Genomic DNA, 23,193 nt, shown 5'->3' with positions numbered 1-23,193 from the left:
CTTCATTGGATTAAGGCAGCATTCGGCGAAACACACGCCGCCCGGCAAACTCGTGCATGGCAACTGCCCCCACGTGCAACGCCACGAGCAAAGCCAGGGCGACGTTTGCTGCGATATGCAGCGTCAGCCAGGCGCTTAGCCAGAACGGATCAGTCAGCCAGGGCGGGATTGCAAACCAGCCAAACACGTCGATCGCACGGTCCATCATCAGCACGCCTGAGGTCAGCACCAACGCGGTCAGCCAGTAGATGCCTTCGTGAACAACATGCGCAATGCGCCGTACAAAAGGGTTTTCGTTCAGCGCGCGCGGCCTGGGCTTGAGGTAGCGCATCAACCAACGCAGCAGAAACACCGGAATAAACAGCGTGGTCAGGCCAACATTCACGAAACCGACCCATTGAGCTGTGGCAGGTTCGACAGTAAAGCCTGATACGTAAAAGCCGCTTACCAGCGCCCAGACGATCACCAAGGCAGAGACCCAGTGCAACAGGATCTGCTGCATGCAATAAGTGTGTTGTTGCATAAGAAGACCTGGCATGCCCTATTGGGCTGCCAGGCCGTACTCCTCTTTAGCGCTTGATCCAGGCGTCTTGCCAGTTGCTGCCTACACCCGGCTCATAGTGGTTGGCACTTTCCGAGTAGCTCTTGCACCAGCCCTCGAACGGGAATGGCTTGCACTCGAATACCTCGCCGGTCTTGGGCTGCAGGACAAGCGTGCCTTCCTTGTAGCTGGCAATCGATTGAGGGAATTCGAAGTCGTAGCCTTCAGCCGCGGCTTTGAGCGCGACATCACGTTGCTCTTGCAGCAACACGCGCTGTGCCTTGTCGACACCAACGACCTTGAGCGTGTGCGGGCCCTCGACGCTGCTGGCTTCCAGCACCAACTTGCCAGTGCCTTCGACCTGCTGGCGAACATAGCCAACCTGCTTGTTGTCGGCATCGAACAACCGCGCGCTCACCTGCAGGTTCTTGTTGCTCATGACCGTGAAGTCGAGGGTGGTCTTGCCATCCTTGAGCGGGTACTCAGGCTTCAGGTCATGCAGATGCAGGTAGCCAGGCTCAGGGGTCGCAGCGTCGATTTCCAGCTCGAAGCTGGTGATGCCGCTCTCACGCTTGGCGTAGAGCGTGTTGGCGCCTTGCACGGGCTCGAAGTCGCCATCCGCATTAGGCTTGCCAGCTCGCACGAGCGCTTGGGTTTCATTGATACGACTGGCCAGTTTATATGCCCAGTTGAAGGCAATGCCTTCCTCGGCATGCTCAATGGCGATAGATGTACTCAGTTGTTCACTTTCCGCCCCATTGGCAAAAGCGCGGACCTTGACCTTGTCACCAACTTCCAGGTCGCGATGCGGGTTGATCGTGCCAACCACGGGCCATTCCGGCGCGGGCCCACCTTCAGCCTGGATGTCGACGTCGATCACATTGTGGAATGCGGCAGCGGTGTTGTCGATTGTCCACAGCCCCAGAATGACATGGTGCCCGGTGCGATCGGCTGGCAATGTACATGCGTGCTTTTCAGGCGCCGGGCCACTGCCCTCATGCTCGCCGCCGGTAGCAGGCTTACCATGGCCGTCCACAGTGCAGAAAGGTCTGCTTTCAAATGCCTCACGAGCCAGCGGCGCATTGGGATTCCAGCCTGCCTTGGTAATGAAATACTCCCACTTGGTGGTCTTATGCCCAGTGGTGTAGTACCAGTCGAAGTTGATCTGACGGTCGAGAATGGGTGTCAGATGCCAGCGAGCGGCTGACTGCTCATCAACCAGGGCGAAATCAGGGCGAACACCACCGCTCGCGATTTTTCCATTCTCCGGGCCGAGTTGGGGGAAACCTTTAGCAGCCTCTCCCACAGATTGAGGCTCAAACGTGGCACCACCACACTCGGTATTCAAACCTAACTTACACGCATAAGCGCGGGACGGCGGCTCACTGGCATAGCCATGCGCATTGGCCAACTGGGCATGCATACCCGCACCGGCAACCGCCAGCCAGAGACCGCTGGCAGCAAACTTGCGCAGATTCATTCTTGTACTCATGACGCACTCCGGACTACTTGAGCTTGCGTCGGGGAGGCCCGACAGAAGTGCACGAGTCTAGGAATGGCCATGGCGCCGATATGTAGGAAAAGACCTGAGGATCTTCGGGCTCTTCTTTCTTCAACAAAAAGCCCGGCACTTGGCCGGGCTTTTCGTCTCAGCGCACTTACTGGTGGTACTGCGCCGACAGTTCATGCACGGCGTTGATGAATACACCTGCGTGCTCCGGGTCGACTTCCGGGGTGATGCCGTGGCCGAGGTTGAACACGTGGCCAGTGCCCTTGCCATAGCTGGCCAGGATGCGCGCCACTTCCTTGCGGATGGCTTCTGGCTTGGCGTAAAGCACGGTCGGGTCCATGTTCCCCTGCAGGGCTACCTTGTCACCCACACGGCGGCGGGCGTCGCCAATCTCGCAGGTCCAGTCCAGGCCCAGCGCATCGGCGCCGGCTTCGGCGATGCTTTCCAGCCACAGCCCGCCATTCTTGGTGAACAGGATCACCGGCACCTTGCGCCCCTCGTGCTCGCGGATCAGGCCGCTGACGATCTTGCGCATGTAGGCCAGGGAGAACTCCTGGTAGGCCGCTGCCGACAGGTTGCCGCCCCAGGTGTCGAAGATCTGCACCGCCTGGGCGCCGGCAAGGATCTGGCCGTTGAGGTAGCTGGTGACCGACTGGGCCAGCTTGTCCAGTAGCAGGTGCAGGGCTTGCGGGTTGTCGTAGGCCATGGCCTTGGTCTTGCGGAAGTCTTTCGACGAACCGCCTTCGACCATGTAGGTGGCCAAAGTCCACGGGCTGCCAGAGAAACCGATCAGCGGCACGCGGCCATTGAGCTCGCGACGGATGGTGCTGACCGCGTCCATCACATAGCCGAGGTCTTTCTGCGGGTCGGGGATCGGCAGCGCTTCGATATCGGCCGGAGTGCTGATGGTCTTCTTGAAGCGCGGGCCTTCGCCGGTTTCGAAGTACAGGCCCAGGCCCATGGCGTCGGGGATGGTGAGGATGTCCGAGAACAGGATCGCTGCGTCCAGCGGGTAGCGGTCCAGTGGCTGCAGGGTGACCTCGCTGGCGAACTGCGGGTTCATGCACAGGCTCATGAAATCACCGGCCTTGGCGCGGCTGGCGCGGTACTCCGGCAGGTAGCGGCCGGCCTGGCGCATCATCCAGACAGGGGTGACGTCAACGGGTTGCTTGAGCAGCGCACGCAGGAAACGATCGTTCTTCAGGGCAGTCATGTCGGCATCCGGAAAAATAGTGCGGGCATTTTCTCAGACGCCAGCGCAAAAGGCACGGTCAAGGCCATGCGTTTTGTCTATTGGGTGCCACAGATCAAACGATTTTGTATACAAAATGTGCTGCAAGGGTGGCACCGGCTTCGCCGGTGTTCGCGGCTGAAGCCGCTCCCACAGGTTCTACGCTGCCTTCGAAGCTGCGCGATCCCTGTGGGAGCGGCTTTAGCCGCGAATGCGATGGATCAGACTTCGAGGTAGTCCAGGATGCCTTCGGCAGCGTTGCGGCCTTCGAAGATCGCGGTCACCACCAGGTCCGAACCGCGCACCATGTCGCCACCGGCGAACACTTTCGGGTTGCTGGTCTGGTGCTTGAACTTGGCTTTCTCCGGTGCCACCACGCGGCCCTGGCTGTCCAGCTGGATACCATGCTGCTCGAACCACGGTGCCGGGCTCGGGCGGAAGCCGAAGGCGATCACCACGGCGTCGGCCGGGAGGATTTCTTCGGAGCCCGGGATCGGCTCGGGGCTGCGGCGGCCACGGGCATCCGGCTCGCCGAGACGGGTCTCGACTACCTTCACGCCTTCGACCTTGTCTTCACCGACGATGGCAATGGGCTGGCGGTTGTAGAGGAACTTCACGCCTTCTTCCTTGGCGTTCTTCACCTCTTTGCGCGAGCCCGGCATGTTGGCTTCGTCACGGCGATAGGCGCAGGTCACCGACTTGGCGCCCTGGCGGATCGACGTACGGTTGCAGTCCATCGCGGTGTCGCCACCGCCCAGCACCACGACCTTCTTGCCCTGCATGTCGACGAAGTCTTCTGGCGACTTCTCGAAACCGAGGTTGCGGTTGACGTTGGCAATCAGGAAGTCCAGTGCATCGTGCACGCCTGGCAGGTCTTCACCCGGGAAACCACCCTTCATGTAGGTGTAGGTGCCCATGCCCATGAACACAGCGTCGTACTCGGCGAGCAGCTGTTCCATGGTGATGTCCTTGCCCACTTCGGTGTTCAGGCGGAACTCGATGCCCATGCCGGTGAAGACTTCGCGGCGATTGCTCAGCACGGTCTTCTCCAGCTTGAACTCGGGGATGCCGAAGGTCAGCAGGCCACCGATTTCCGGGTTCTTGTCGAACACCACCGGGGTTACGCCACCACGCACCAGCACGTCGGCGCAGCCCAGGCCAGCCGGGCCGGCACCGATGATGGCGACGCGTTTGCCGGTTGGCTTGACCTTGGACATGTCCGGGCGCCAGCCCATGGCGAAGGCGGTGTCGGTGATGTACTTCTCCACCGAACCGATGGTCACAGCGCCGAAACCGTCGTTCAGGGTGCAGGCACCCTCGCACAGGCGGTCCTGCGGGCACACGCGGCCGCACACTTCCGGCAGGGTGTTGGTCTGGTGCGACAGTTCTGCCGCGGCCAGGATGTTGCCTTCGGAAACCAGCTTCAGCCAGTTGGGGATGAAGTTGTGGACCGGGCACTTCCACTCGCAATACGGGTTGCCGCAGCCCAGGCAGCGGTGTGCCTGCTCCACGGACTGCTGCGGCTTGAACGGTTCGTAGATTTCCACGAACTCCTTCTTGCGCTGGCGCAGCAGCTTTTTCTTGGGGTCCTTGCGGCCCACTTCGATGAACTGGAAGTCGTTGTTCAGACGTTCAGCCATTTTTCAAAACCTCTTTACCGCAGTTGCCAGCCTCAGGCTGCAAGCTGCAAGACGATCACTTGAGCACGACAGGCCCCGCGCACGGGGCCGTCACTTGCAGCTGTTCTTACTGCGGGTTGGCGCGGGTGCTGGACAGCAGTTGCTTGAGGTTGGCTGCCTTCGGCTTGACCAGCCAGAAGCGCCGCACGTAGTCGTCCAGGTTCTCGAAGAGCTCACGCCCCCACTCGCTGCCGGTCTCTTCCACGTATTCGCCAAGGACCCGCGCCAGGTGGCTGCGGTAGGCTTCCATCGCCTCACCACTGATGCGCTGGATTTCCACCAGCTCGTGGTTGAGTTTGTCGACGAAGCTGTTGTCCATGTCGAGCACGTAGGCGAAGCCGCCAGTCATGCCAGAACCGAAGTTGTAACCGGTCTTGCCCAGAACGCAGACAAAGCCACCGGTCATGTATTCACAGCAGTGATCGCCAGTACCCTCGACAACAGCGTGGGCGCCGGAGTTACGTACAGCGAAGCGCTCGCCTGCGGTACCCGCGGCGAACAGCTTGCCGCCGGTGGCGCCGTACAGGCAGGTGTTGCCGACGATGGCGCTATGCTGAGTGGCGAACGGGCTGCCGGCTGGCGGCACGATGGTCACCTTGCCACCGGTCATGCCCTTGCCGACGTAGTCGTTGGCGTCGCCTTCCAGGTGCAGGTTCAGGCCACCGGCGTTCCACACGCCGAAGCTCTGCCCCGCAGTACCCTTGAAGCGGAAGGTGACCGGCTTGTCGGCCATGCCCTGGTTGCCGTACAGCTTGGCGATTTCGCCAGAGATACGGGCACCGATGGAGCGGTCGCAGTTGCAGATGTCGAGGCTGAACTCGCCACCGGCCTGGTCGCGGATCGCCGGCAGGGCCATCTCGACCATCTTCTCGGCCAGCTCGCCCTTGTCGAACGGCGGGTTCTTGTCGACTTCGCAGAACTGCGGCTTGTCAGCCGGGATATGCGAGCTGCCCAGCAGCGGGGTCAGGTCCAGGTACTGCTGGCGCTCGGTGTCGCCTGGCAGCACGTCGAGCAGGTCGGTACGCCCGATCAGCTCGCCGAGGCTGCGCACGCCCAGCTTGGCCAGCCACTCACGGGTTTCTTCGGCGACGAAGGTGAAGAAGTTGATCACCATGTCGACGGTGCCGATGTAGTGGTCCTTGCGCAGCTTCTCATTCTGCGTGGCTACGCCGGTGGCGCAGTTGTTCAGGTGGCAGATGCGCAGGTACTTGCAGCCCAGGGCGATCATTGGCGCGGTGCCGAAACCGAAGCTCTCGGCGCCGAGGATCGCGGCCTTGATCACGTCCAGGCCGGTTTTCAGGCCGCCGTCGGTCTGTACCCGCACCTTGCCGCGCAGGTCGTTGCCGCGCAGGGTCTGGTGGGTTTCAGCCAGGCCCAGTTCCCACGGGGCGCCAGCGTACTTGATCGAGGTCAGCGGCGACGCACCGGTACCACCGTCGTAACCGGAGATGGTGATCAGGTCGGCATAGGCCTTGGCCACGCCGGCGGCGATGGTGCCAACGCCAGCCTCAGCTACCAGCTTGACCGAAACCAGGGCCTGCGGGTTGACCTGCTTGAGGTCGTAGATCAGCTGGGCCAGGTCTTCAATCGAGTAGATGTCGTGGTGCGGCGGAGGCGAGATCAGGGTCACGCCCGGTACCGCATAGCGCAGCTTGGCGATCAGGCCGTTGACCTTGCCGCCTGGCAGCTGGCCGCCCTCACCGGGCTTGGCGCCCTGGGCAACCTTGATCTGCAGCACTTCGGCGTTGACCAGGTATTCCGGGGTCACGCCAAAGCGGCCGGTGGCCACCTGCTTGATCTTCGAGCTGCGGATGGTGCCGTAGCGCGACGGGTCTTCACCGCCCTCACCGGAGTTGGAGCGTGCGCCCAGGCGGTTCATCGCCTCGGCCAGGGCCTCGTGAGCTTCCGGCGACAGTGCACCCAGCGAGATACCAGCGGAGTCGAAGCGCTTGAGGATGGCCTCCAGCGGCTCGATCTGATCCAGCGGCAGGGCCTCGTCGGCCACTTTCACTTTCAGCAGGTCGCGGATCATCGACACCGGGCGCTGGTCGACCAGCGTGGTGTATTCCTTGAACTTGGCGTAGTCGCCCTGCTGCACGGCGGCTTGCAGGGTGTTGACCACGTCCGGGTTGTAGGCGTGGTATTCGCCACCGTGGACGAACTTCAGCAGGCCACCTTGCTGGATCGGCTTGCGCGCGCTCCAGGCTTCGGCTGCCAGCAGCTTCTGGTCACCTTCGAGGTCGACGAAGCGCGCACCCTTGATGCGGCTGGACACGCCCTTGAAGCTCAGGCCGACCACTTCCTCGGCCAGGCCCACAGCTTCGAACAGCTGGGCGCCACGGTACGAGGCGATGGTGGAGATGCCCATCTTCGACAGGATCTTCAGCAGGCCCTTGGAGATGCCTTTGCGGTAGTACTTGAAGACTTCGTCCAGATCGCCCAGCACTTCGCCGGTGCGGATCAGGTCGGCCAGCACTTCGTAGGCCAGGTACGGGTACACGGCCGAGGCACCGAAGCCCAGCAGCACGGCGAAGTGGTGCGGGTCACGGGCAGTGGCGGTTTCGACCAGGATGTTGCTGTCGCAACGCAGGCCCTGCTCGGTCAAGCGGTGGTGCACGGCGCCCACCGCCAGCGAAGCGTGCACCGGCAGCTTGCCCGGGGCGATGTAGCGGTCGCTCAGCACCAGCTGGGTCTTGCCACCGCGCACGGCTTCTTCCGCCTGGTCGGCGATGTTGCGGATGGCCGCTTCCAGGCCGACGCTCTCGTCATAGTTGAGGTCGATCAGCTGACGATCGAAGCCTTCGCGCTCCAGGTTCATCAGCGAACGCCACTTGGCGGGCGAGATAACCGGCGAGCTGAGGATCACCCGCGAAGCGTGCTCCGGGGATTCCTGGAAAATGTTGCGCTCGGCGCCCAGGCAGATTTCCAGGGACATGACGATCGCTTCGCGCAGCGGGTCGATCGGCGGGTTGGTCACCTGGGCGAACTGCTGGCGGAAGAAGTCGTACGGCGAACGCACGCGCTGCGACAGCACGGCCATCGGCGTGTCGTCACCCATCGAGCCGACCGCTTCCTGGCCCTGCTCGCCGAGTGGGCGCAGCACCTGGTCACGCTCCTCGAAGGTGACCTGGAACATCTTCATGTACTGCTTGAGCTGGTCAGCGTCGTAGCTGGCCACGCCCTGGTCGTCGGTCAGGGTCGCCTGGATGCGCAGGGCGTGCTGACGCAGCCAGCGCTTGTACGGGTGACGCGACTTCAGACGGTTGTCGATGGCGTCGGTGTCGAGGATCTGGCCGGTCTCGGTGTCCACGGCAAGGATCTGACCCGGGCCGACACGGCCCTTGGCCAGGACTTCCTCAGGCTGGTAGCCCCACACGCCGATTTCCGAGGCGATGGTGATGTAGCCATTGGTGGTCGTCACCCAGCGCGCCGGGCGCAGGCCGTTACGGTCGAGCAGGCACACCGCGTGGCGGCCTTCGGTCATGACGATACCGGCCGGGCCATCCCACGGCTCCATGTGCATGGAGTTGTATTCGTAGAAGGCGCGCAGGTCGGCGTCCATGGTCTCGACGTTCTGCCAGGCTGGCGGTACCAGCATGCGTACGCCACGGAACAGGTCGATGCCGCCGGTGACCATCAGCTCCAGCATGTTGTCCATGCTCGAGGAGTCGGAACCGACGCGGTTGACCAGCGGGCCGAGCTCTTCGAGGTCGGGGATCAGGTCGTTGGCGAACTTGGTGCGTCGGGCCATGGCCCAGTTGCGGTTGCCGGTGATGGTGTTGATCTCGCCGTTGTGGGCGAGGAAGCGGAACGGCTGCGCCAGCGGCCATTTCGGCAGGGTGTTGGTGGAGAAGCGCTGGTGGAACACGCAGATCGCGGTCTGCAGGCGCTCGTCACCGAGGTCTGGATAGAACGCCGCGAGATCGCGCGGCATCATCAGGCCTTTGTAGATGATGGTCTTGTGCGAGAAGCTGCAGATGTAGTGGTCGGCGTCGTGGGCGTTGGCCACGGACGAACGGCGACGGGCACTGAACAGCTTGATGGCGAATTCCTGATCGCTCAGGCCTTCACCGCCGATGAACACCTGCTCGATCTGCGGCAAGCGCTCCAGGGCCAGGCGGCCGAGCACGCTGGTGTCGATCGGGACCTTGCGCCAGCCGACCAGCTTCAGGCCGGCAGCGACGATCTCGCGGTCCATGTTGGCGCGGGCAGCTTCGGCTTTGACCGGGTCCTGGTTGAAGAACACCATGCCGACGGCGTACTGCTTGGGCAGCTCGACGGCGAAGTGCTCCTGGGCCACGGCCCGCAGGAACTGATCGGGCTTCTGCATGAGCAGACCGCAACCGTCACCGGTCTTGCCGTCGGCGTTGATGCCGCCGCGGTGGGTCATGCAGGTCAGTGCCTGCATGGCGGTTTGCAGAAGGTGGTGGCTCGGCTCGCCCGTCATATGGGCGATCAGGCCAAAACCACAGTTGTCCTTGAATTCTTCGGGATGGTACAGACCTGTTTTCATAGACACTTTCTCACCAGGTTCACCTCTCAACCGGAGGCAAATCTCTTTTATGTACAACCACTTACCATCCACGCCGATCAAACGCCAGCTTTTTTGCGGTGGCCATGGAAAACCATTGTTGCACAGCGACAGTCATACCCACAAATTTTCATGTCTCACCATTGAAAATTTATGTCGCAATTTTGAATGTTTTTGCGCCATGCGCCGTGATAGCGGCTTGGCTCGAGTCTGAAGCGTTTCAGCCATGACTGCAACAGAGGCTTGTGGCCGGCAGTCTGGGACAGAAAAGCCTGCCGCGCTCAGGCGCAGCAGGCTATTCGAATGTCGTTAATCGCTCAGCAACTGGGCGGCGGGGTGATGCCGCCCGGCAGGTATCAGCGGGCCGAGGCCAGCTCTTGTTGGACGCTGGCGACGGTACGTGGCCAAGGTTTACCAGCCTGGACCTTCGCTGGCAAGTTCTTGATTGCCGCAACCGCTGCGTCGCGGTTGGCGAAGTTGCCGTAGGTGACTACATACAGGGGTTTGCCCTGCAGGTTTTTCTTGAAGTAGCGATAGTCGCCACCCTGCGCCTTGACGAAGGCCTGAGCCGACGCCTCGGAGCTGGTGCCGAGGATCTGCACCACGTAGTTGCCTGGCTTCTGCCCCGAGTACCAGCCACTGCTACCGCTGGTACTGGCGCTGGCGGCCGGCTTTTCCACCGGCTTGGCGGCTGGCTTGGCGACAGCGACCTGAGTCGGTGCCGATGCTGGCTTGGCAGGTGCAACCGGCTTGACCGGCTGGGTGGCGACAGGTTTCGGCGCAGGCGCAACCGGCTGTACCGGCGCAGTAGCTTGGGCCATGCTCGGCGCCGGGCCAGCAGGAACGCCCTGCGGCGGCGCGATCGTGGTCACGGTCGGCGGATTGCCTGGCTGCAAGGCGGTGTTGCCGGCCGGGCTGCCTTCTTCGCCATCACCCATGCCGGCAGCTTGCGCCAGCGGCTCGCGCATGACCGGCTGGGACTGACCCACCAGCGGCAGTGGCATCGGCTGCGACTGGCCGGAGAATTCGATGGCCGGGTTGCCGTTGTTCGACTGGGCGCCACCTGGCTGGCCCTGGCCCAGCGGCAACTGGGCCTGGGCCACAGGCGCCTCGGCAGGGGCCTTGTCGCCTTTCTTGGGCATCAGAACCGCAGCACCTACGGCGACCACGACGACAGCGGACAGCGCGAGTACGTGTTTCTTAGGCATTTTGAACCCCATGGATGGTCGCTTGACCGTGGTACGGCTGGCGATCATGGCTTCGATCAAAGTGTCGCGGGCGACCTGGTTGATGTTGCCAGGCCATCCGTCGGAGTTTTCGTGAATATCGACTAGCTGTTCACGGGTGAACACCTCGATGCCCCGACCAGCGCCTTCCAGGCGTTGCTCCAGGTACTCGCGGGTTTCTTCCTCGCTGTAGGGGGCAAGCTCAATGACGTGGAAGCGCTCTTCCTCGACCTGGATCTCGTCCAACCCGGCAATCAGCGAGGGCTCGCCGAACAGGAACACGTGCGGGCGCCCTTCCGGTAGCCCTGCTGCCAGTTCCAGCAACGCTTGGAGTGCCGACTCGTCGAGTTGTTCCGCATCATCAACCAGCAAATAGACTTCCTGCCCGGTCAGTGCCAGCTGCACCACCTTGTTCAGGATCGCCTGCACTTCAGGCTGGGCCACTTCCAGCGTCTGCGCCACCTGGCCGAGCACACTGGCGGCGTCGCTGGCGCCGCGGGCAGAGACCACCACGCTCAGCACCGACTGCTTGTTGGTGCTGGCCACCAGAGCCTGACGCAGCAGGGTCTTGCCGCTGCCCACGGGGCCGGTGACCACCAACATCAGCTGGCTGTAGCGAGCCAGGTGATGCAGCTGGCCCAGCACCGGCTTGCGCTGGGCGGGGAAGAACTTGAAGCCGGGCACACGTGGCGCGAACGGATCGTGGCTCAACTGGTAATGTTCGAGGAACGCCTCATCGGCATGCAAACTGGTCATTACGCTGTCACAACCTCAAAGCTGGGCCACGATCGCGCGGTAATCCGCCGACAGCGTGGCCTGAAGAATCTCTTTCGGATAGTCGTCAGTGATCACGGCTTCGCCCAGCTGGCGCAGCAGCACCAGCCGCAGGCGGCCATCGAGGACCTTCTTGTCGACCGCCATATGCTCCATGAAATGCGCCGGGGTCATTTCCTGTGGTGGCACCACCGGCAAACCTGCGTCCTGCAGCAGGCGGATACCGCGATCACGCTCGGCCTGGTCGATCCAGCCCAGGCGCATGGACATTTCCAGGGCCATCACCGTGCCTGCGGCCACGGCTTCACCGTGCAGCCACACGCCGTAGCCCATGTGTGTTTCGATGGCATGGCCGAAGGTATGCCCCAGATTCAGCGTGGCACGCACGCCGGACTCACGCTCGTCAGCGCCAACCACGGCAGCCTTGGCAGCACAGGAGCGGCTGATCGCTTCGGTCAGGGCGGCGGGCTCCAGGGCGCGCAGGGCCTGCATATTGTCTTCAAGCCAGGCGAGGAACGGCTTGTCGCAGATCAGGCCGTACTTGATCACTTCGGCCAGGCCCGCCGACAGCTCGCGCTCGGGCAGGGTCTTGAGGCTGGTGGTATCGATCAGCACCGCGTTGGGCTGATAGAAGGCACCGACCATATTCTTGCCCAAGGGGTGGTTGATACCGGTCTTGCCACCCACCGAAGAGTCAACCTGAGACAGCAGGGTGGTCGGCACCTGGATGAAGTCGACGCCACGCTGGTAGCAGGCCGCCGCAAAGCCGGCCATGTCACCGATCACGCCGCCGCCGAGGGCGACCACGGTAGTACGGCGGTCATGCCGCGCCGTCAGCAGGCCGTCGAAGATCAGTTGCAGGGTTTGCCAGTTCTTGTGAGCTTCGCCGTCCGGCAGGATTACCGACACCACCGAGTAGGCACCGAGGGTCTTGCTCAGGCGTTCGAGATACAGAGGCGCGACGGTTTCGTTGGAAACGATGGCTACCTGCCGCCCGCGGATATGCGGCGCCAGCAGTTCAGCCTGGTCCAGCAGGCCTTCGCCAATGTAGATCGGGTAGCTACGCTCGCCGAGGTCGACCTTAAGTGTCTGCATGTATCCCCACAATGTACTTGGGCGCGGCGCCGGCTGTACGACCCGCGCGGTAACGTTGAACCTCGCCTCGGCGCTGGCCGAGAATAGTCCCGGCTTAGCGGGGCGGCAACTGCTGCAGCCGCTCGAGAATATCGAGCACCACCATGCGCGGTGGCCGTTCGTCGGTTTCCACCACCAGGTCGGCGATTTCGCGATAGAGCGGGTCGCGCGCTTCCAGCAAGGCACGCAGGGTCGCCTCCGGGTTGGCGGTGCGTAATAACGGGCGGTTGCGATCGCGCGCCGTGCGCCCGACCTGCTGCTCCACCGAGGCGTGCAGGTAGATGACCCGGCCGCCCTCGTGCAGCGCCTGGCGGTTTTCCGCGCGCATGACTGCGCCACCGCCGGTCGCCACGACCACGCCATCGAGCGCGCAGAGCTCGGCGATCATCGCCTGCTCACGGTCGCGGAAGCCCGGTTCGCCTTCCTTATCGAAGATCCACGGGATGTTGGCGCCGGTTCGCAGTTCGATTTCCTTGTCGGAATCTTTGAACAGCAGGCGCAGCTCTTTGGCCAACAGGCGCCCGATGGTGCTTTTACCAGCGCCCATGGGCCCTACAAGTATCAAATTTCGCACAGAATCAACGACTCACAGCAATCGCCTGGTCACTCATGATACGCGGAGTCAGGAAGACCAGCAGCTCGGATTTTTTCTCTTGTAATGCATCGCGTCGAAACAGCCGCCCAACATACGGCAGATCGCCGAAAAATGGCACCTTGTCGACCACATTGTTTTGCGTGGTCGAGTAGACGCCACCGATGACGATGGTTTCACCATCCGCCACTCGGACCTTGGCATTGACCTCGTTCTTGCGAATCGGCGGCACGTCATTCAGGGCATTGACGAAGTCAGGCTCGTCCTTGGTCACCTTGACAGTCATGATGACCTTGCCGTCCGGGGTGATCTGCGGCGTGACCTCCAGCGACAGCGAAGCCTCGCGAAAGGCCACCGAGGTGGCGCCACTCTTGCTGGTCTCCTGATAGGGCACCTCGGTACCCTTGAGAATCCTGGCGGTTTCCTTGTCAGCCGTGACCACCTTGGGCTGAGAGATGATTTCACCGTTGCCGCTTTTCTCCATGGCACTGAGTTCCAGATCCAGCAGCATGCCGCCACGTAACAGGCCTACGCCGATACCGGCACCGCCCTGCTCCACGCCCAAGTCGACAAACAGTTCCTTGCCCAATTGTCGCGGTGCTTCACCATACAGCTGCCGCCCCCAGCGCACGCCCAGACCTTTCTCGTAGTCGACATTGGCCTCCACGATGCGCGCCTCGATCTCTACCTGCCGTACCGGCACATCCAGCTGAGCGACCAACTGCCGCAACTCGGCAAGGCGGTCCGCAGGCTGGTGCGCGACCAAGGTATTGGTGCGAGCGTCGACACTCAGGCTGCCACGCCCCGTCAGAATGCCGTCATCCGCCAGGGTTGCCAGTAACAGCTCGGCAAGCTCGGAAGCCTTGGCGTGATGAATCGGCAGCAATTCACGCTGCAAGGGTTGCAGCTGCGCATCCAGCTCTTGCCCGATACGGGCTCCGCGCGATTGCTCGGCCAACTCGGCAGCTGGCGCCACCAGCAGCACATTGCCTTCTTCACGCCGAGCCAGCCCTTTGCTACGAAGAACCAGCTCCAGTGCCTGATCCCAGGGGACTTCGTGCAGCCGCAGGGTGATATTGCCATGCACCGTGTCACTGGCCACCAGGTTGATCCCGGCGTAGTCAGCCAGCACCTGAAGCACCGAGCGCACCTCGACATCCTGAAAATTCAGCGAGATGGGCTCACCCCGATAGGGCGCCGCCAGGCACCACTGACTGGATATCAACGCCACCACCACCCACTTCAACAGCCATTTCATCACCTTCCCTGGCCTCCGTTGTCACGCTCTTCCTGAGCGTCAGCATCACCGTGCGCTCACGCCACACGCCTCCTAAGAACAGTCGCTCACGTACCTCCAGCTGCCGTTCGCCGACTTCCATCACAACGCCGCCATCACGCCCCAGCCGATCACCGGATCGCACGCGGTACAAGCGACCTGCCGCCAACAGCAACGCTTCGTGCTGCCGCCCCCGTTGCAGGCTACCGACCATCTGCAGTTGGGCCAGCGGGACGCTGACAAGCCCCGCCTGGGCGACACGCGTCGCCCAGACGGAAAACGGATCGCGAGCCACTGGCGGCACCTCACCTCGAGCAGGTGAATCGGCCAGGAACAAAGGCTCAGGCACGACGCCGTCGGCTTGATAGGCATGCACGCGCATGCCAAGGCGCAACAGGCCCGGCCGGTCATTGGCCGCTGCCAGCCACAACCCTTCGGCGCGCAGCAGACGAGCCTGGCCAAGCCAGTCGTCCAACCACATTCGCAGCCCCGAATAGCGCCCCACGACCAGCACATCCAACGGTGTCTGCCAGTAGCCGGGCTGCTTTATCTCATCAAGTACATCGAGTCGCTCGAAATGCAGTCCATGCGCGTGGCCCGAGGCCGCTAGCTGGTCAAGCAATTCGCTCATGTCGCCCCCGGCGGCAAGGCGCCAGCGAGCATCCTGCAAGCGCTGCCGTGCGTCATCGAGGCCCTTGCGCATTTGCGACAATGCCAGCACTTCGGCAGCCTTGCTTTCGTGCGCCTGAACCAGGCGAACCTGCCTGGCGAGCGCTTCTTCCTGAAGCTGCAGCCAATGCGGCAAACGAAACAAGCAACCAAACCCGACCACGATGAGGCCTACGGCGAATGGCAGCGCGCAGCGAAAGCACCGCGAGCGCTCGATGAGGGCCAGCCATGCGCCGTTGTGCAACAGGTTCACGACCAGGACGCCGACATGCGGGCCAACAACTGAAACTCGTCGCCACCCGGCTGACTGTTCAGGCTTTTGAGTTCCAGTTCACGCATCGCACCAGACCGCTCCAGCTCACGCATCAACTGCGCCACGACTGCACCGGAGGCGGCTACACCAACCATGCGCAACCGTGAGCCTTGCAGTTCGAGCCTGAGCAACTGAACGCCCTCCGGCAGCGCCCGCTCCAGATCCGCAAATACAGCGGTCACCAGCCCCTGCTCAGCACGCAGGTCAGCCAGCGCCACAGCCTGCGCTCGCACCTCATCATAGGATTGCCTGATACGCTCATGTTTAGCCACCTGCCTCTCAAGTACCTCGATTGCCGCTTGCTGGCTATCGCTGGCAACGGCTTGCTGTCGGGCTCGCTGTCGGGCCAGTTGGTCGATCAGCAATACCGCAGACAACGCCAGCACAGCCGCCCCCAGCAACATCAGGCGCAAACGCCGGAGCGCCGCCAAGCGCTGGCGCTCTCGCCACGGCATCAGATTCAGACGTAGCATCAGCGCACGCTCCCCATTGCCAGTGCGAAAGCCAAGGCCATGCAGCCGTCACTGCAATCCACGCCAGCCACAGGCGGCAATGGCCGGCATGGCATGCCAAAACGCTCGCTCAATCGATCAATCAAGCCTTGTCCGGTCGCTGCAGCGCCGACGACAAGCACTTCTTCCGGCCCTGCCCCTTCAGCGAAAACGTCACCAGGCAAATCAGGCACCGCGCCCGGGAGCCACTCCCGCCGTAAAGGCAGCGTATCTTCAAGCCAGCCATGCAACGTCGAGCTGCCCGGCTCGATCCGCAGCAGCGCTGCCGGGCCTTTGGCCTGTTTAGGCATCAGACGGCGCAAGGCAATGCTGTCCACTTCCGCGACTTCCAGCTCCAGCCCCGCCGCTTCGAATGCTGCCTGCACAGGCTGCAATGCACTCTGACGACTGGCCGCGACCAGCACATCCATGCTCCCGGGGTGCAGCAGCGAGGCGCCCAGCACCTGAAAGTCCAGCACCAGGTCTTCAAGGGGAAAGGGGAACAGCCGGTCTGCTTCCGCCAGCAGTTGCGCCTCCATTTGACTTGGGGCCTGACTGACCGGCAGCTGACACAGCTTGCAGATGACTTGTGAGGCAGGCAGTGCCACAGCAGCCCGGCGCTCGCGGCAGCCAGATTGCCGATAGGCACTGCGCAGGGCAGTGACAATCTGATCAGGGTCGTGCCGGCCGTTGCCAGCAGCAAATGGCTCGACCGCCCAGACCAGCTGCTTATAGCGCCCCCTGTGGCGCCGCAGCTGTGCAATACGTATGGAGTCGGAAGCGATTTCCACCCCAAGCAGTGAACTGGCATCCTTGCCAAAACGTCCAAGCATAGCGACTTCCTTGTTACAACCATGAACCGCCGCGTTGCCGGGCCTGACCGGCCAGACGGTGCAGCGGGCCGCCTGGCCGGTCACCCGGCGAGGCGAAAAATGCTTATAATGCCCAGCGTTTTTTCGTCCGCCGGCCCCGTGCGCAATTCACCTCTCAATCTGGACACCGAAAAGCCTTGATACGCCTGCTGAAGTTCTTCTGGTGGTCTTTTGTCGCAGTCATCTGCGCGCTCGTACTCGGTGTGAGCGGTGCGTTTCTGTATCTTAGTCCCAACCTGCCGTCGGTCGATTCGCTCAGAAGCGTTCAGTTGCAAATCCCCCTGAGGGTGTACAGCAGCGACGGCAAGCTGATCGCAGAATTCGGCGAAATGCGCCGCTCGCCGATCCGTTTCGCGGAAATTCCGCCACAGTTCATTCAGGCGCTTCTGTCAGCCGAGGACGACAATTTCCTCAATCACTACGGGGTCGACCCGAGCAGCCTGATGCGCGCCGCGACCCAGTTGGTGAAAACCGGCCACATCCAGACCGGCGGTAGCACCATCACCATGCAGGTGGCGAAGAACTTCTTCCTCAGCAGCGAGCGCAGCTTCTCGCGCAAGACCAACGAGATTCTCCTGGCCCTGCAGATCGAACGTGAGCTGACCAAGGACGAAATCCTCGAGCTGTACGTCAACAAGATCTACCTGGGTAACCGCGCCTACGGTATCGATGCGGCCGCGCAGGTGTATTACGGCAAGTCGATCCGTGACGTGAGCCTGGCGCAGATGGCCATGATCGCCGGCCTGCCCAAGGCGCCGTCGCGCTTCAACCCGCTGGCCAACCCGGTACGCGCCAAAGAGCGTCGTGACTGGATCCTCGGTCGCATGTACAAGCTCGGCAAGATCGACGAGGCGAGCTACCAGGCCGCCCTGGCCGAGCCGCTGAATGCCAGCTACCACGTACCGACCCCTGAGGTGAACGCGCCCTACGTCGCCGAAATGGCCCGCGCCGAAATGGTTGGCCGCTATGGCAGCGACGCCTACACCGAAGGTTTCCGCGTCACCACCACCGTGCCGAGCGACATGCAGGACATGGCCAACAAGGCCATTCTCAACGGCCTTACCGAATACGACGAACGTCACGGTTATCGCGGCCCGGAAGCACGCTTCCCGGGCAAGACCCACGCCGCCTGGCTGCAGGAGCTGAGCAAGCAACGCAACCTCGGTGCGCTGGAGCCGGCCATCGTCACCCAGGTCGAGAAAAACGGCCTCAAGGTGCTGACCCGTGACGGCAAGGAAGAAATCGTTGCCTGGGACACCATGAAGTGGGCACGCCCGTTCATCAACACCAACGCCCAAGGCCGTGCGCCGCAGTCGCCTGCCGACGTTGCCCAGGTCGGTGACCTGGTCCGCCTGCAGCGCCTTGACGAAGGCAAGCTCAAGTTCAGCCAGGTACCCGGCGCGCAGAGCGCGCTGGTCACCCTCGACCCATACAACGGCGCCATTCGCGCCCTGGTTGGCGGCTTCTCGTTCGAGCAGAGCAATTACAACCGTGCCATGCAGGCCAAGCGCCAGCCAGGCTCCAGCTTCAAGCCGTTCATCTATAGCGCGGCACTGGACAGCGGCTACACCGCCTCCAGCCTGGTCAACGATGCGCCGATCGTGTTCTTCGACCAGTACCAGAACAATGAGTGGCGACCCAAGAACGACACCAACACCTTCCTCGGCCCGATCCGCCTGCGCGAAGCGCTGTACAAGTCGCGCAACCTGGTGTCGATCCGCCTGCTGCAGGCCATGGGCGTGGATCGCACCATCGACTACATCGCCAAGTTCGGTTTCAACAAGCAGGACCTGCCGCGCAACCTGTCGCTGGCGCTGGGCACTGCAACCCTGACGCCGATGGAGATCGCCACCGGCTGGAGCACCTTTGCCAACGGCGGCTACAAGATCAACCCGTACCTGATCGACCGTATCGAGAGCCGCAGCGGCGAGACCCTGTTCACCGCCAACCCGGCACGCGTGCCGCAAGGCGCCGAAGACCATGCCGGCCTCGCGGCACCAGAGCAGCCGATCAGCACCGCCGCCCTGCCGGGAGAGGCACCGTCCGCCCTGGGTCAGATCGCCCCGCCACCGCAGACGCCCGCTATCGCCGAGCAGATCATCGATGGTCGCACCACCTATATCCTCACCAGCATGCTGCAGGATGTGATCAAGCGCGGTACTGGCCGCCGGGCATTGGCCCTGGGCCGTACTGACCTCGCCGGCAAGACAGGTACCACCAACGAATCCAAGGACGCCTGGTTCTCCGGCTACAACGCCGATTACGTGACCACCGTGTGGGTCGGCTTCGACCAGCCGGAGACCCTCGGTCGCCGCGAGTACGGCGGCACGGCGGCGCTGCCGATCTGGATGAGCTTCATGGGTGCGGCACTGAAGGACAAGCCAAGCCATGCACCGGCGGAGCCGGAAGGCATCCTCAGCCTGCGGGTCGACCCGGTCAGCGGCCGTGCCGCTTCGCCAAGCACGCCAGATGCCTACTTCGAGCTGTTCAAGGCCGAGGACTCGCCACCGTCGGTAGATGAGCTGGGCAATGGCACTGCGCCGGGCAGCCCGCTGCCAGCGGACGAAGCAGCGCCGATGGATCTGTTCTAAAAACAGGGTCCCTGTGGAGCGGCATTAGCCGCGAAGGGTCGGGCCTGGTGGTAGCCAGGGCTGGCCTCTTCGCGGGCAAGCCCGCTCCCACAAGTGCCGCGCCCGACAGTCAGGCCGAAGGCTGGGTCATAGTGTCCAGGTCGCCTTCATGGTCAGTTCAAAACAGCTCTCCAGAGCGCCTGGCTCTACTCATCTTTCAGTTTTTTCCGCTTACTTGTAGGACCTTTCTGAATTACAGTCCCAAGCCGCTTAAGCCATTGCGATGATCTGGGCTGGGCTCTAGTCTCGGGCGGTCGCTGCGAAATCAGCGACCGGCTTTGACAGGCCGTCCTAGTCAAACACATGGCTTTGCCTCTATGGCAGCTGTGCATGGGGCACTTCACGTGCGCCGGGTTTTTGTTTGCCTACCGGTCTGTCAACCCATGTACAGCTGCCGCCTTCTTGTTTGACAGCAAGCGTGTGGTGGCCCCAAGAGGCAAACGATCATGCTTAAGATTGTCCCCGATCCACCCCACACCTCCCTTTCCCTCGAAGACACCCTCATCCAGGCCACGGACTATGCGCTGTGTGCCCAAACCGTCGCGCATCAGGCGATTCTGCTGCAGCCCAAGTCGCCGGCCTCGATTCTGATCATGGCCACGATGCATGAGCTCGAAACGCTGCGCATGCTGCTTGAAACGGCCTTGATCCAGGTGCAGATACCGGCTGAGCCGCGAACCCTGCATTAAGGGCTCAAGCCTTGTGTTGCCTTGGCCGGCCTCTTCGCGGCTAAAGCCGCGAAAGGGCCGAGCCTGGCAGTCGAGATACTTCAGGGAGATCGCAAGATGACCAGCGACGACACCAAGACCACCGTAGGCACGACCTTTTTCTACCAGGGCGAAGGCCAGACCCACCCGCTGTTCTGCATTGCGCCGGGCATTCCCTGCCAAAGTGCGCGCGAACAGGCTTCGGAACTGATGGGCTATGTGCGGGATTTGACCATTGATGGCCTGATGGACAACAAGCCGCAGTTGCTTTGGGCTTCACACTATCTGAGCGCGTTGGCCAAGGCGCTGATGGATGATGCTGAGTTGGGGATGATGCGCTAAGCCTTGTGCTAGCTGGGCCGGCCTCATCGCCGGCAAGCGCGGCTCCCAATGTGATCGCGCCAGCTTTAAGGCAATTGGGCAAGACACCGGCAAACAAAAAGCCCCGGCTCTCACGAGCCGGGGCTTTTTTGTGTCGCTACAGCTGCAATCAGCCGTTGAACACTTCATCCACGCTGTTCAGCGGGTAGTGCTTCGGATACGGCAGGGTAGCCACACCGGATTCGATAGCAGCCTTGGCCACAGCGTCGGAAACGACGGTGATCAGGCGAGCGTCCAGTGGCTTCGGAATGATGTACTCGCGACCGAACTCCAGGCCTTCAACACCGTAGGCCTCGCAGACTTCCTTCGGCACTGGCAGCTTGGCCAGGTCTTTCAGGGCGATGGCGGCGGCGATCTTCATTTCTTCGTTGATGCGCTTGGCGCGAACGTCCAGGGCACCACGGAAGATGAACGGGAAGCCCAGTACGTTGTTGACCTGGTTCGGGTAGTCGGAACGACCGGTAGCCATGATCACGTCGCTGCGAGTGGCGTGCGCCAGCTCTGGGGAGATTTCCGGATCCGGGTTCGAGCAGGCGAACACGATCGGGTTGGCCGCCATCGACTTCAGGCCTTCCGGGCTCAGCAGGTTCGGGCCGGACAGGCCTACGAACACGTCAGCACCGTCCAGGGCATCAGCCAGGGTACGCTTGTCGGTGGCGTGGGCGAACTGGGCCTTGTACTGGTTCAGGTCGTCGCGGCCAGCGTGAATCACGCCGCTGCGGTCGATCATGAAGATGTTTTCGACCTTGGCGCCCATGCTGACCAGCAGCTTCATGCAGGAAATGGCGGCAGCGCCGGCACCCAGGCAGACGATCTTGGCGTCTTCCAGCTTCTTGCCGGCGATTTCCAGGGCGTTGATCATGCCGGCCGCGGTAACGATCGCGGTGCCGTGCTGGTCATCGTGGAATACCGGAATGTCGCACTGCTCGATCAGGGTGCGCTCGATTTCAAAGCACTCTGGCGCCTTGATGTCTTCGAGGTTGATGCCACCGAAGGTGATCGAGATGCGGCGAACGGTGTCGATGAAAGCCTGCGGGCTTTCCGATTCGACTTCGATGTCGAACACGTCGATACCGGCGAAACGCTTGAACAGAACGCCCTTGCCTTCCATCACTGGCTTGGAGGCCAATGGGCCGAGGTCACCCAGACCGAGGATGGCGGTGCCATCGGAAATGACCGCGACCAGGTTGCCCTTGCCGGTGTATTTGTAGGCCAGCTCAGGATCACGGCCGATTTCGCGCACGGGTTCTGCTACGCCTGGGCTGTAGGCCAGGGCGAGATCGCGGGCGGTGGCGGTGGGCTTGGAGAGCTCGACGCTCAGTTTCCCCGGACGAGGTTGAGCGTGGTATTCGAGAGCGGCGGTTTTCAGGTCTGACATGGTGGGCATTCCGCTATTTACTGTTCTGACGGACCGCCGAGGATACGCAAAGAGCCGGGGAGCCACAAGACTGGTCAGTCACTTGTGTCAAGGCCTTTGGCCTACGACTTTAAGCTATCACGCACGGGGGCATTCGACCCACAGTGTGTACAATCCGATAGCGAACTGTCTACATCTTTTCAGCCTGAAGTACGCTCCAGCATCCCGGGATCGGTCAGCGGCAACACCCAACGTCGCTGCCCTGGCTTGAGCCCACCCTTGCGGGAACGATCCAGCACCCAGCCGCGCGCTTCGACCTGGCGTCCCTTGAGGTTAGCGAAGAAGCTGTTGGGAAAGGTGCGTTGCAGACGAGCGGGAATCTGCAGCACCACGGCGTCATCCAGTTCGAGCCAGATACCGCCACGATTGCGTTCGATGCCACGGATGGTGCCGGAGACGATGGCAAACCCGGATTGCCGGATATCTGCCGCCCTGCGCACGGGCGAACTGCGCCACAACCCGGCCCGCGCCTTGCGGGCCAGCCGCTCGGCTGCTTGCTGGCAACCCGCCAGGCGCACATTGGGTGCAAACGCTACGCGGTAGCCAAGCCCTTCGCTGAGCAGCCGTGCCTCAAAATTGTCACCATTACGGCCATAGATGTTCGCCAGGGTGCGGCCGTACTTGTCCTTGCCCTCGACCCCCGGCACCAGCCCGACGCGCCCGTCACTGGCCTTGACCAATGCCTGCAGGCGCTGCCGGGCAGCCTCGGCGTACGGCTCACTGGTACGCCCCTTGCGCCCGATTTCCGGGGCATTGATGCCGATCATGCGTACACTGCGACCGTCGGTCAGGCGCAGCGTGTCGCCATCCACCACCTGGCGCACCGCCACCTGCTGCGGCTTGTCGGGCAGCGGGCAGACCGCCAGGGCCGGGAGCTGCCAGATTGCGCCCATAAAAAAGGCGCCCACAAGGGGCGCCTTTTTCAGCAACAACGCGAAGCCCGAAGGATTCGCCATGCGCATGATTACTTCTTGGTACCGAACATACCGAAGCGATCGGCGAACTTCTGTACGCGACCACCGGTGTCCAGGACTTTCTGCTTACCGGTGTAGAACGGGTGGCACAGGTTGCAAACGTCGATCGCCAGGGTGTTGCCCAGGGTCGAACGAGTTTCGAACTTGTTACCGCAGCTGCAGGTGACTGCAACTACTTCGTAGTTCGGGTGGATACCTTCTTTCATGGTCACTTCCTCGAGCTGCGTGCCGCCACCCAACACCTA

At 62.4% G+C, this 23,193-nt stretch carries 18 protein-coding genes; 3 read left to right on the top strand and 15 right to left on the bottom strand.

All coding sequences use genetic code 11. From position 1 onward, the window contains the following. Window positions 1–10 precede the first annotated feature (10 nt). From N430_RS03840 to pilM, 12 genes are all read right to left on the bottom strand, one after another. The gene (locus N430_RS03840) at window positions 11–523 is read right to left on the bottom strand and encodes a cytochrome b/b6 domain-containing protein (protein WP_110633013.1); all 513 of its coding nucleotides are present in this window, start codon (window positions 521–523) and stop codon (window positions 11–13) included. 46 nt (window positions 524–569) lie between these two features. Then, complete coding sequence (gbpA, locus tag N430_RS03835; protein ID WP_256592063.1) at window positions 570–2,021, bottom strand: N-acetylglucosamine-binding protein GbpA; 1,452 nt, start codon at window positions 2,019–2,021, stop codon at window positions 570–572. Window positions 2,022–2,199: 178 nt separating this feature from the next. Beyond that, window positions 2,200–3,264, bottom strand: coding sequence for a uroporphyrinogen decarboxylase (hemE, locus tag N430_RS03830; protein WP_110633010.1), 1,065 nt, complete (start codon window positions 3,262–3,264; stop codon window positions 2,200–2,202). Window positions 3,265–3,503: 239 nt separating this feature from the next. After that, on the bottom strand, window positions 3,504–4,922 hold the full coding sequence (locus tag N430_RS03825; protein ID WP_060484277.1) for an FAD-dependent oxidoreductase: 1,419 nt from the start codon (window positions 4,920–4,922) through the stop codon (window positions 3,504–3,506). 106 nt (window positions 4,923–5,028) lie between these two features. Beyond that, on the bottom strand, window positions 5,029–9,474 hold the full coding sequence (gene gltB / locus N430_RS03820; RefSeq protein ID WP_110633007.1) for a glutamate synthase large subunit: 4,446 nt from the start codon (window positions 9,472–9,474) through the stop codon (window positions 5,029–5,031). A gap of 374 nt (window positions 9,475–9,848) precedes the next feature. Next, window positions 9,849–11,474, bottom strand: a complete 1,626-nt coding sequence (locus N430_RS03815; RefSeq protein ID WP_110633004.1) for an AAA family ATPase — start codon at window positions 11,472–11,474, stop codon at window positions 9,849–9,851. A gap of 15 nt (window positions 11,475–11,489) precedes the next feature. After that, window positions 11,490–12,587 (bottom strand): 3-dehydroquinate synthase, encoded by a 1,098-nt coding sequence (aroB, locus tag N430_RS03810; RefSeq protein ID WP_110633001.1) that lies wholly within the window; start codon window positions 12,585–12,587, stop codon window positions 11,490–11,492. Between the two features lie 94 nt (window positions 12,588–12,681). Continuing rightward, window positions 12,682–13,200, bottom strand: a complete 519-nt coding sequence (aroK, locus tag N430_RS03805) for a shikimate kinase AroK (RefSeq protein ID WP_060509908.1) — start codon at window positions 13,198–13,200, stop codon at window positions 12,682–12,684. Window positions 13,201–13,204: 4 nt separating this feature from the next. After that, window positions 13,205–14,476, bottom strand: coding sequence for a type IV pilus secretin PilQ (locus tag N430_RS03800; RefSeq protein ID WP_110632998.1), 1,272 nt, complete (start codon window positions 14,474–14,476; stop codon window positions 13,205–13,207). Further along, window positions 14,400–15,416, bottom strand: coding sequence for a pilus assembly protein PilP (locus tag N430_RS03795; protein ID WP_110632995.1), 1,017 nt, complete (start codon window positions 15,414–15,416; stop codon window positions 14,400–14,402). The genes N430_RS03800 and N430_RS03795 overlap by 77 nt, the downstream gene beginning before the upstream one ends. Then, window positions 15,413–15,949 carry a PilN domain-containing protein gene (locus N430_RS03790; protein WP_110632992.1) on the bottom strand — a complete coding sequence of 179 codons (537 nt, stop codon included), beginning with the start codon at window positions 15,947–15,949 and terminating at the stop codon, window positions 15,413–15,415. Before N430_RS03790 ends, N430_RS03795 begins: the two co-directional genes overlap by 4 nt. Then, window positions 15,949–16,800, bottom strand: a complete 852-nt coding sequence (pilM, locus tag N430_RS03785; RefSeq protein ID WP_110632988.1) for a type IV pilus biogenesis protein PilM — start codon at window positions 16,798–16,800, stop codon at window positions 15,949–15,951. The genes N430_RS03790 and pilM overlap by 1 nt, the downstream gene beginning before the upstream one ends. Window positions 16,801–16,976: 176 nt before the next feature. On the opposite strand from pilM, the gene N430_RS03780 reads away from it, so the two are divergent. The 3 genes from N430_RS03780 (at window position 16,977) to N430_RS03770 (ending at window position 20,518) form a co-directional block, all read left to right on the top strand. After that, complete coding sequence (locus N430_RS03780; RefSeq protein ID WP_110632985.1) at window positions 16,977–19,430, top strand: penicillin-binding protein 1A; 2,454 nt, start codon at window positions 16,977–16,979, stop codon at window positions 19,428–19,430. Window positions 19,431–19,915: 485 nt separating this feature from the next. Next, on the top strand, window positions 19,916–20,158 hold the full coding sequence (locus tag N430_RS03775; RefSeq protein ID WP_110632982.1) for a hypothetical protein: 243 nt from the start codon (window positions 19,916–19,918) through the stop codon (window positions 20,156–20,158). Window positions 20,159–20,254: 96 nt separating this feature from the next. Continuing rightward, window positions 20,255–20,518 carry a DUF3077 domain-containing protein gene (locus N430_RS03770; RefSeq protein WP_110632979.1) on the top strand — a complete coding sequence of 88 codons (264 nt, stop codon included), beginning with the start codon at window positions 20,255–20,257 and terminating at the stop codon, window positions 20,516–20,518. Between the two features lie 148 nt (window positions 20,519–20,666). On the opposite strand, the gene N430_RS03765 is transcribed toward N430_RS03770, so the two are convergent. The 3 genes from N430_RS03765 to rpmE form a co-directional block, all read right to left on the bottom strand. Next, window positions 20,667–21,935, bottom strand: coding sequence for a malic enzyme-like NAD(P)-binding protein (locus tag N430_RS03765; protein WP_110632976.1), 1,269 nt, complete (start codon window positions 21,933–21,935; stop codon window positions 20,667–20,669). A gap of 179 nt (window positions 21,936–22,114) precedes the next feature. Further along, complete coding sequence (locus N430_RS03760) at window positions 22,115–22,936, bottom strand: thermonuclease family protein (RefSeq protein ID WP_110632973.1); 822 nt, start codon at window positions 22,934–22,936, stop codon at window positions 22,115–22,117. A gap of 2 nt (window positions 22,937–22,938) precedes the next feature. Next, window positions 22,939–23,154 carry a 50S ribosomal protein L31 gene (gene rpmE / locus N430_RS03755; protein WP_027920990.1) on the bottom strand — a complete coding sequence of 72 codons (216 nt, stop codon included), beginning with the start codon at window positions 23,152–23,154 and terminating at the stop codon, window positions 22,939–22,941. Between the last annotated feature and the right edge of the window lie 39 nt (window positions 23,155–23,193).

The organism is Pseudomonas sp. CC120222-01a (assembly GCF_003097235.1).
Classification (GTDB): domain Bacteria; phylum Pseudomonadota; class Gammaproteobacteria; order Pseudomonadales; family Pseudomonadaceae; genus Aquipseudomonas.
This window is presented reverse-complemented; position numbering and strand designations above follow the sequence as displayed.

Excerpts from the sequence above, each read along its gene's own strand:
- N430_RS03840 (WP_110633013.1), bottom strand. The coding sequence starts at position 523 with ATGCAACAACACACTTATTGCATGCAGCAGATCCTGTTGCACTGGGTC.
- gbpA (WP_256592063.1), bottom strand. The coding sequence starts at position 2,021 with ATGAATCTGCGCAAGTTTGCTGCCAGCGGTCTCTGGCTGGCGGTTGCC.
- hemE (WP_110633010.1), bottom strand. The coding sequence starts at position 3,264 with ATGACTGCCCTGAAGAACGATCGTTTCCTGCGTGCGCTGCTCAAGCAA.
- N430_RS03825 (WP_060484277.1), bottom strand. The coding sequence starts at position 4,922 with ATGGCTGAACGTCTGAACAACGACTTCCAGTTCATCGAAGTGGGCCGC.
- gltB (WP_110633007.1), bottom strand. The coding sequence starts at position 9,474 with ATGAAAACAGGTCTGTACCATCCCGAAGAATTCAAGGACAACTGTGGT.
- N430_RS03815 (WP_110633004.1), bottom strand. The coding sequence starts at position 11,474 with ATGACCAGTTTGCATGCCGATGAGGCGTTCCTCGAACATTACCAGTTG.
- aroB (WP_110633001.1), bottom strand. The coding sequence starts at position 12,587 with ATGCAGACACTTAAGGTCGACCTCGGCGAGCGTAGCTACCCGATCTAC.
- N430_RS03800 (WP_110632998.1), bottom strand. The coding sequence starts at position 14,476 with ATGAAATGGCTGTTGAAGTGGGTGGTGGTGGCGTTGATATCCAGTCAG.
- N430_RS03790 (WP_110632992.1), bottom strand. The coding sequence starts at position 15,949 with ATGCTACGTCTGAATCTGATGCCGTGGCGAGAGCGCCAGCGCTTGGCG.
- pilM (WP_110632988.1), bottom strand. The coding sequence starts at position 16,800 with ATGCTTGGACGTTTTGGCAAGGATGCCAGTTCACTGCTTGGGGTGGAA.
- N430_RS03775 (WP_110632982.1), top strand. The coding sequence starts at position 19,916 with ATGCTTAAGATTGTCCCCGATCCACCCCACACCTCCCTTTCCCTCGAA.
- N430_RS03770 (WP_110632979.1), top strand. The coding sequence starts at position 20,255 with ATGACCAGCGACGACACCAAGACCACCGTAGGCACGACCTTTTTCTAC.
- N430_RS03765 (WP_110632976.1), bottom strand. The coding sequence starts at position 21,935 with ATGTCAGACCTGAAAACCGCCGCTCTCGAATACCACGCTCAACCTCGT.
- N430_RS03760 (WP_110632973.1), bottom strand. The coding sequence starts at position 22,936 with ATGCGCATGGCGAATCCTTCGGGCTTCGCGTTGTTGCTGAAAAAGGCG.
- rpmE (WP_027920990.1), bottom strand. The coding sequence starts at position 23,154 with ATGAAAGAAGGTATCCACCCGAACTACGAAGTAGTTGCAGTCACCTGC.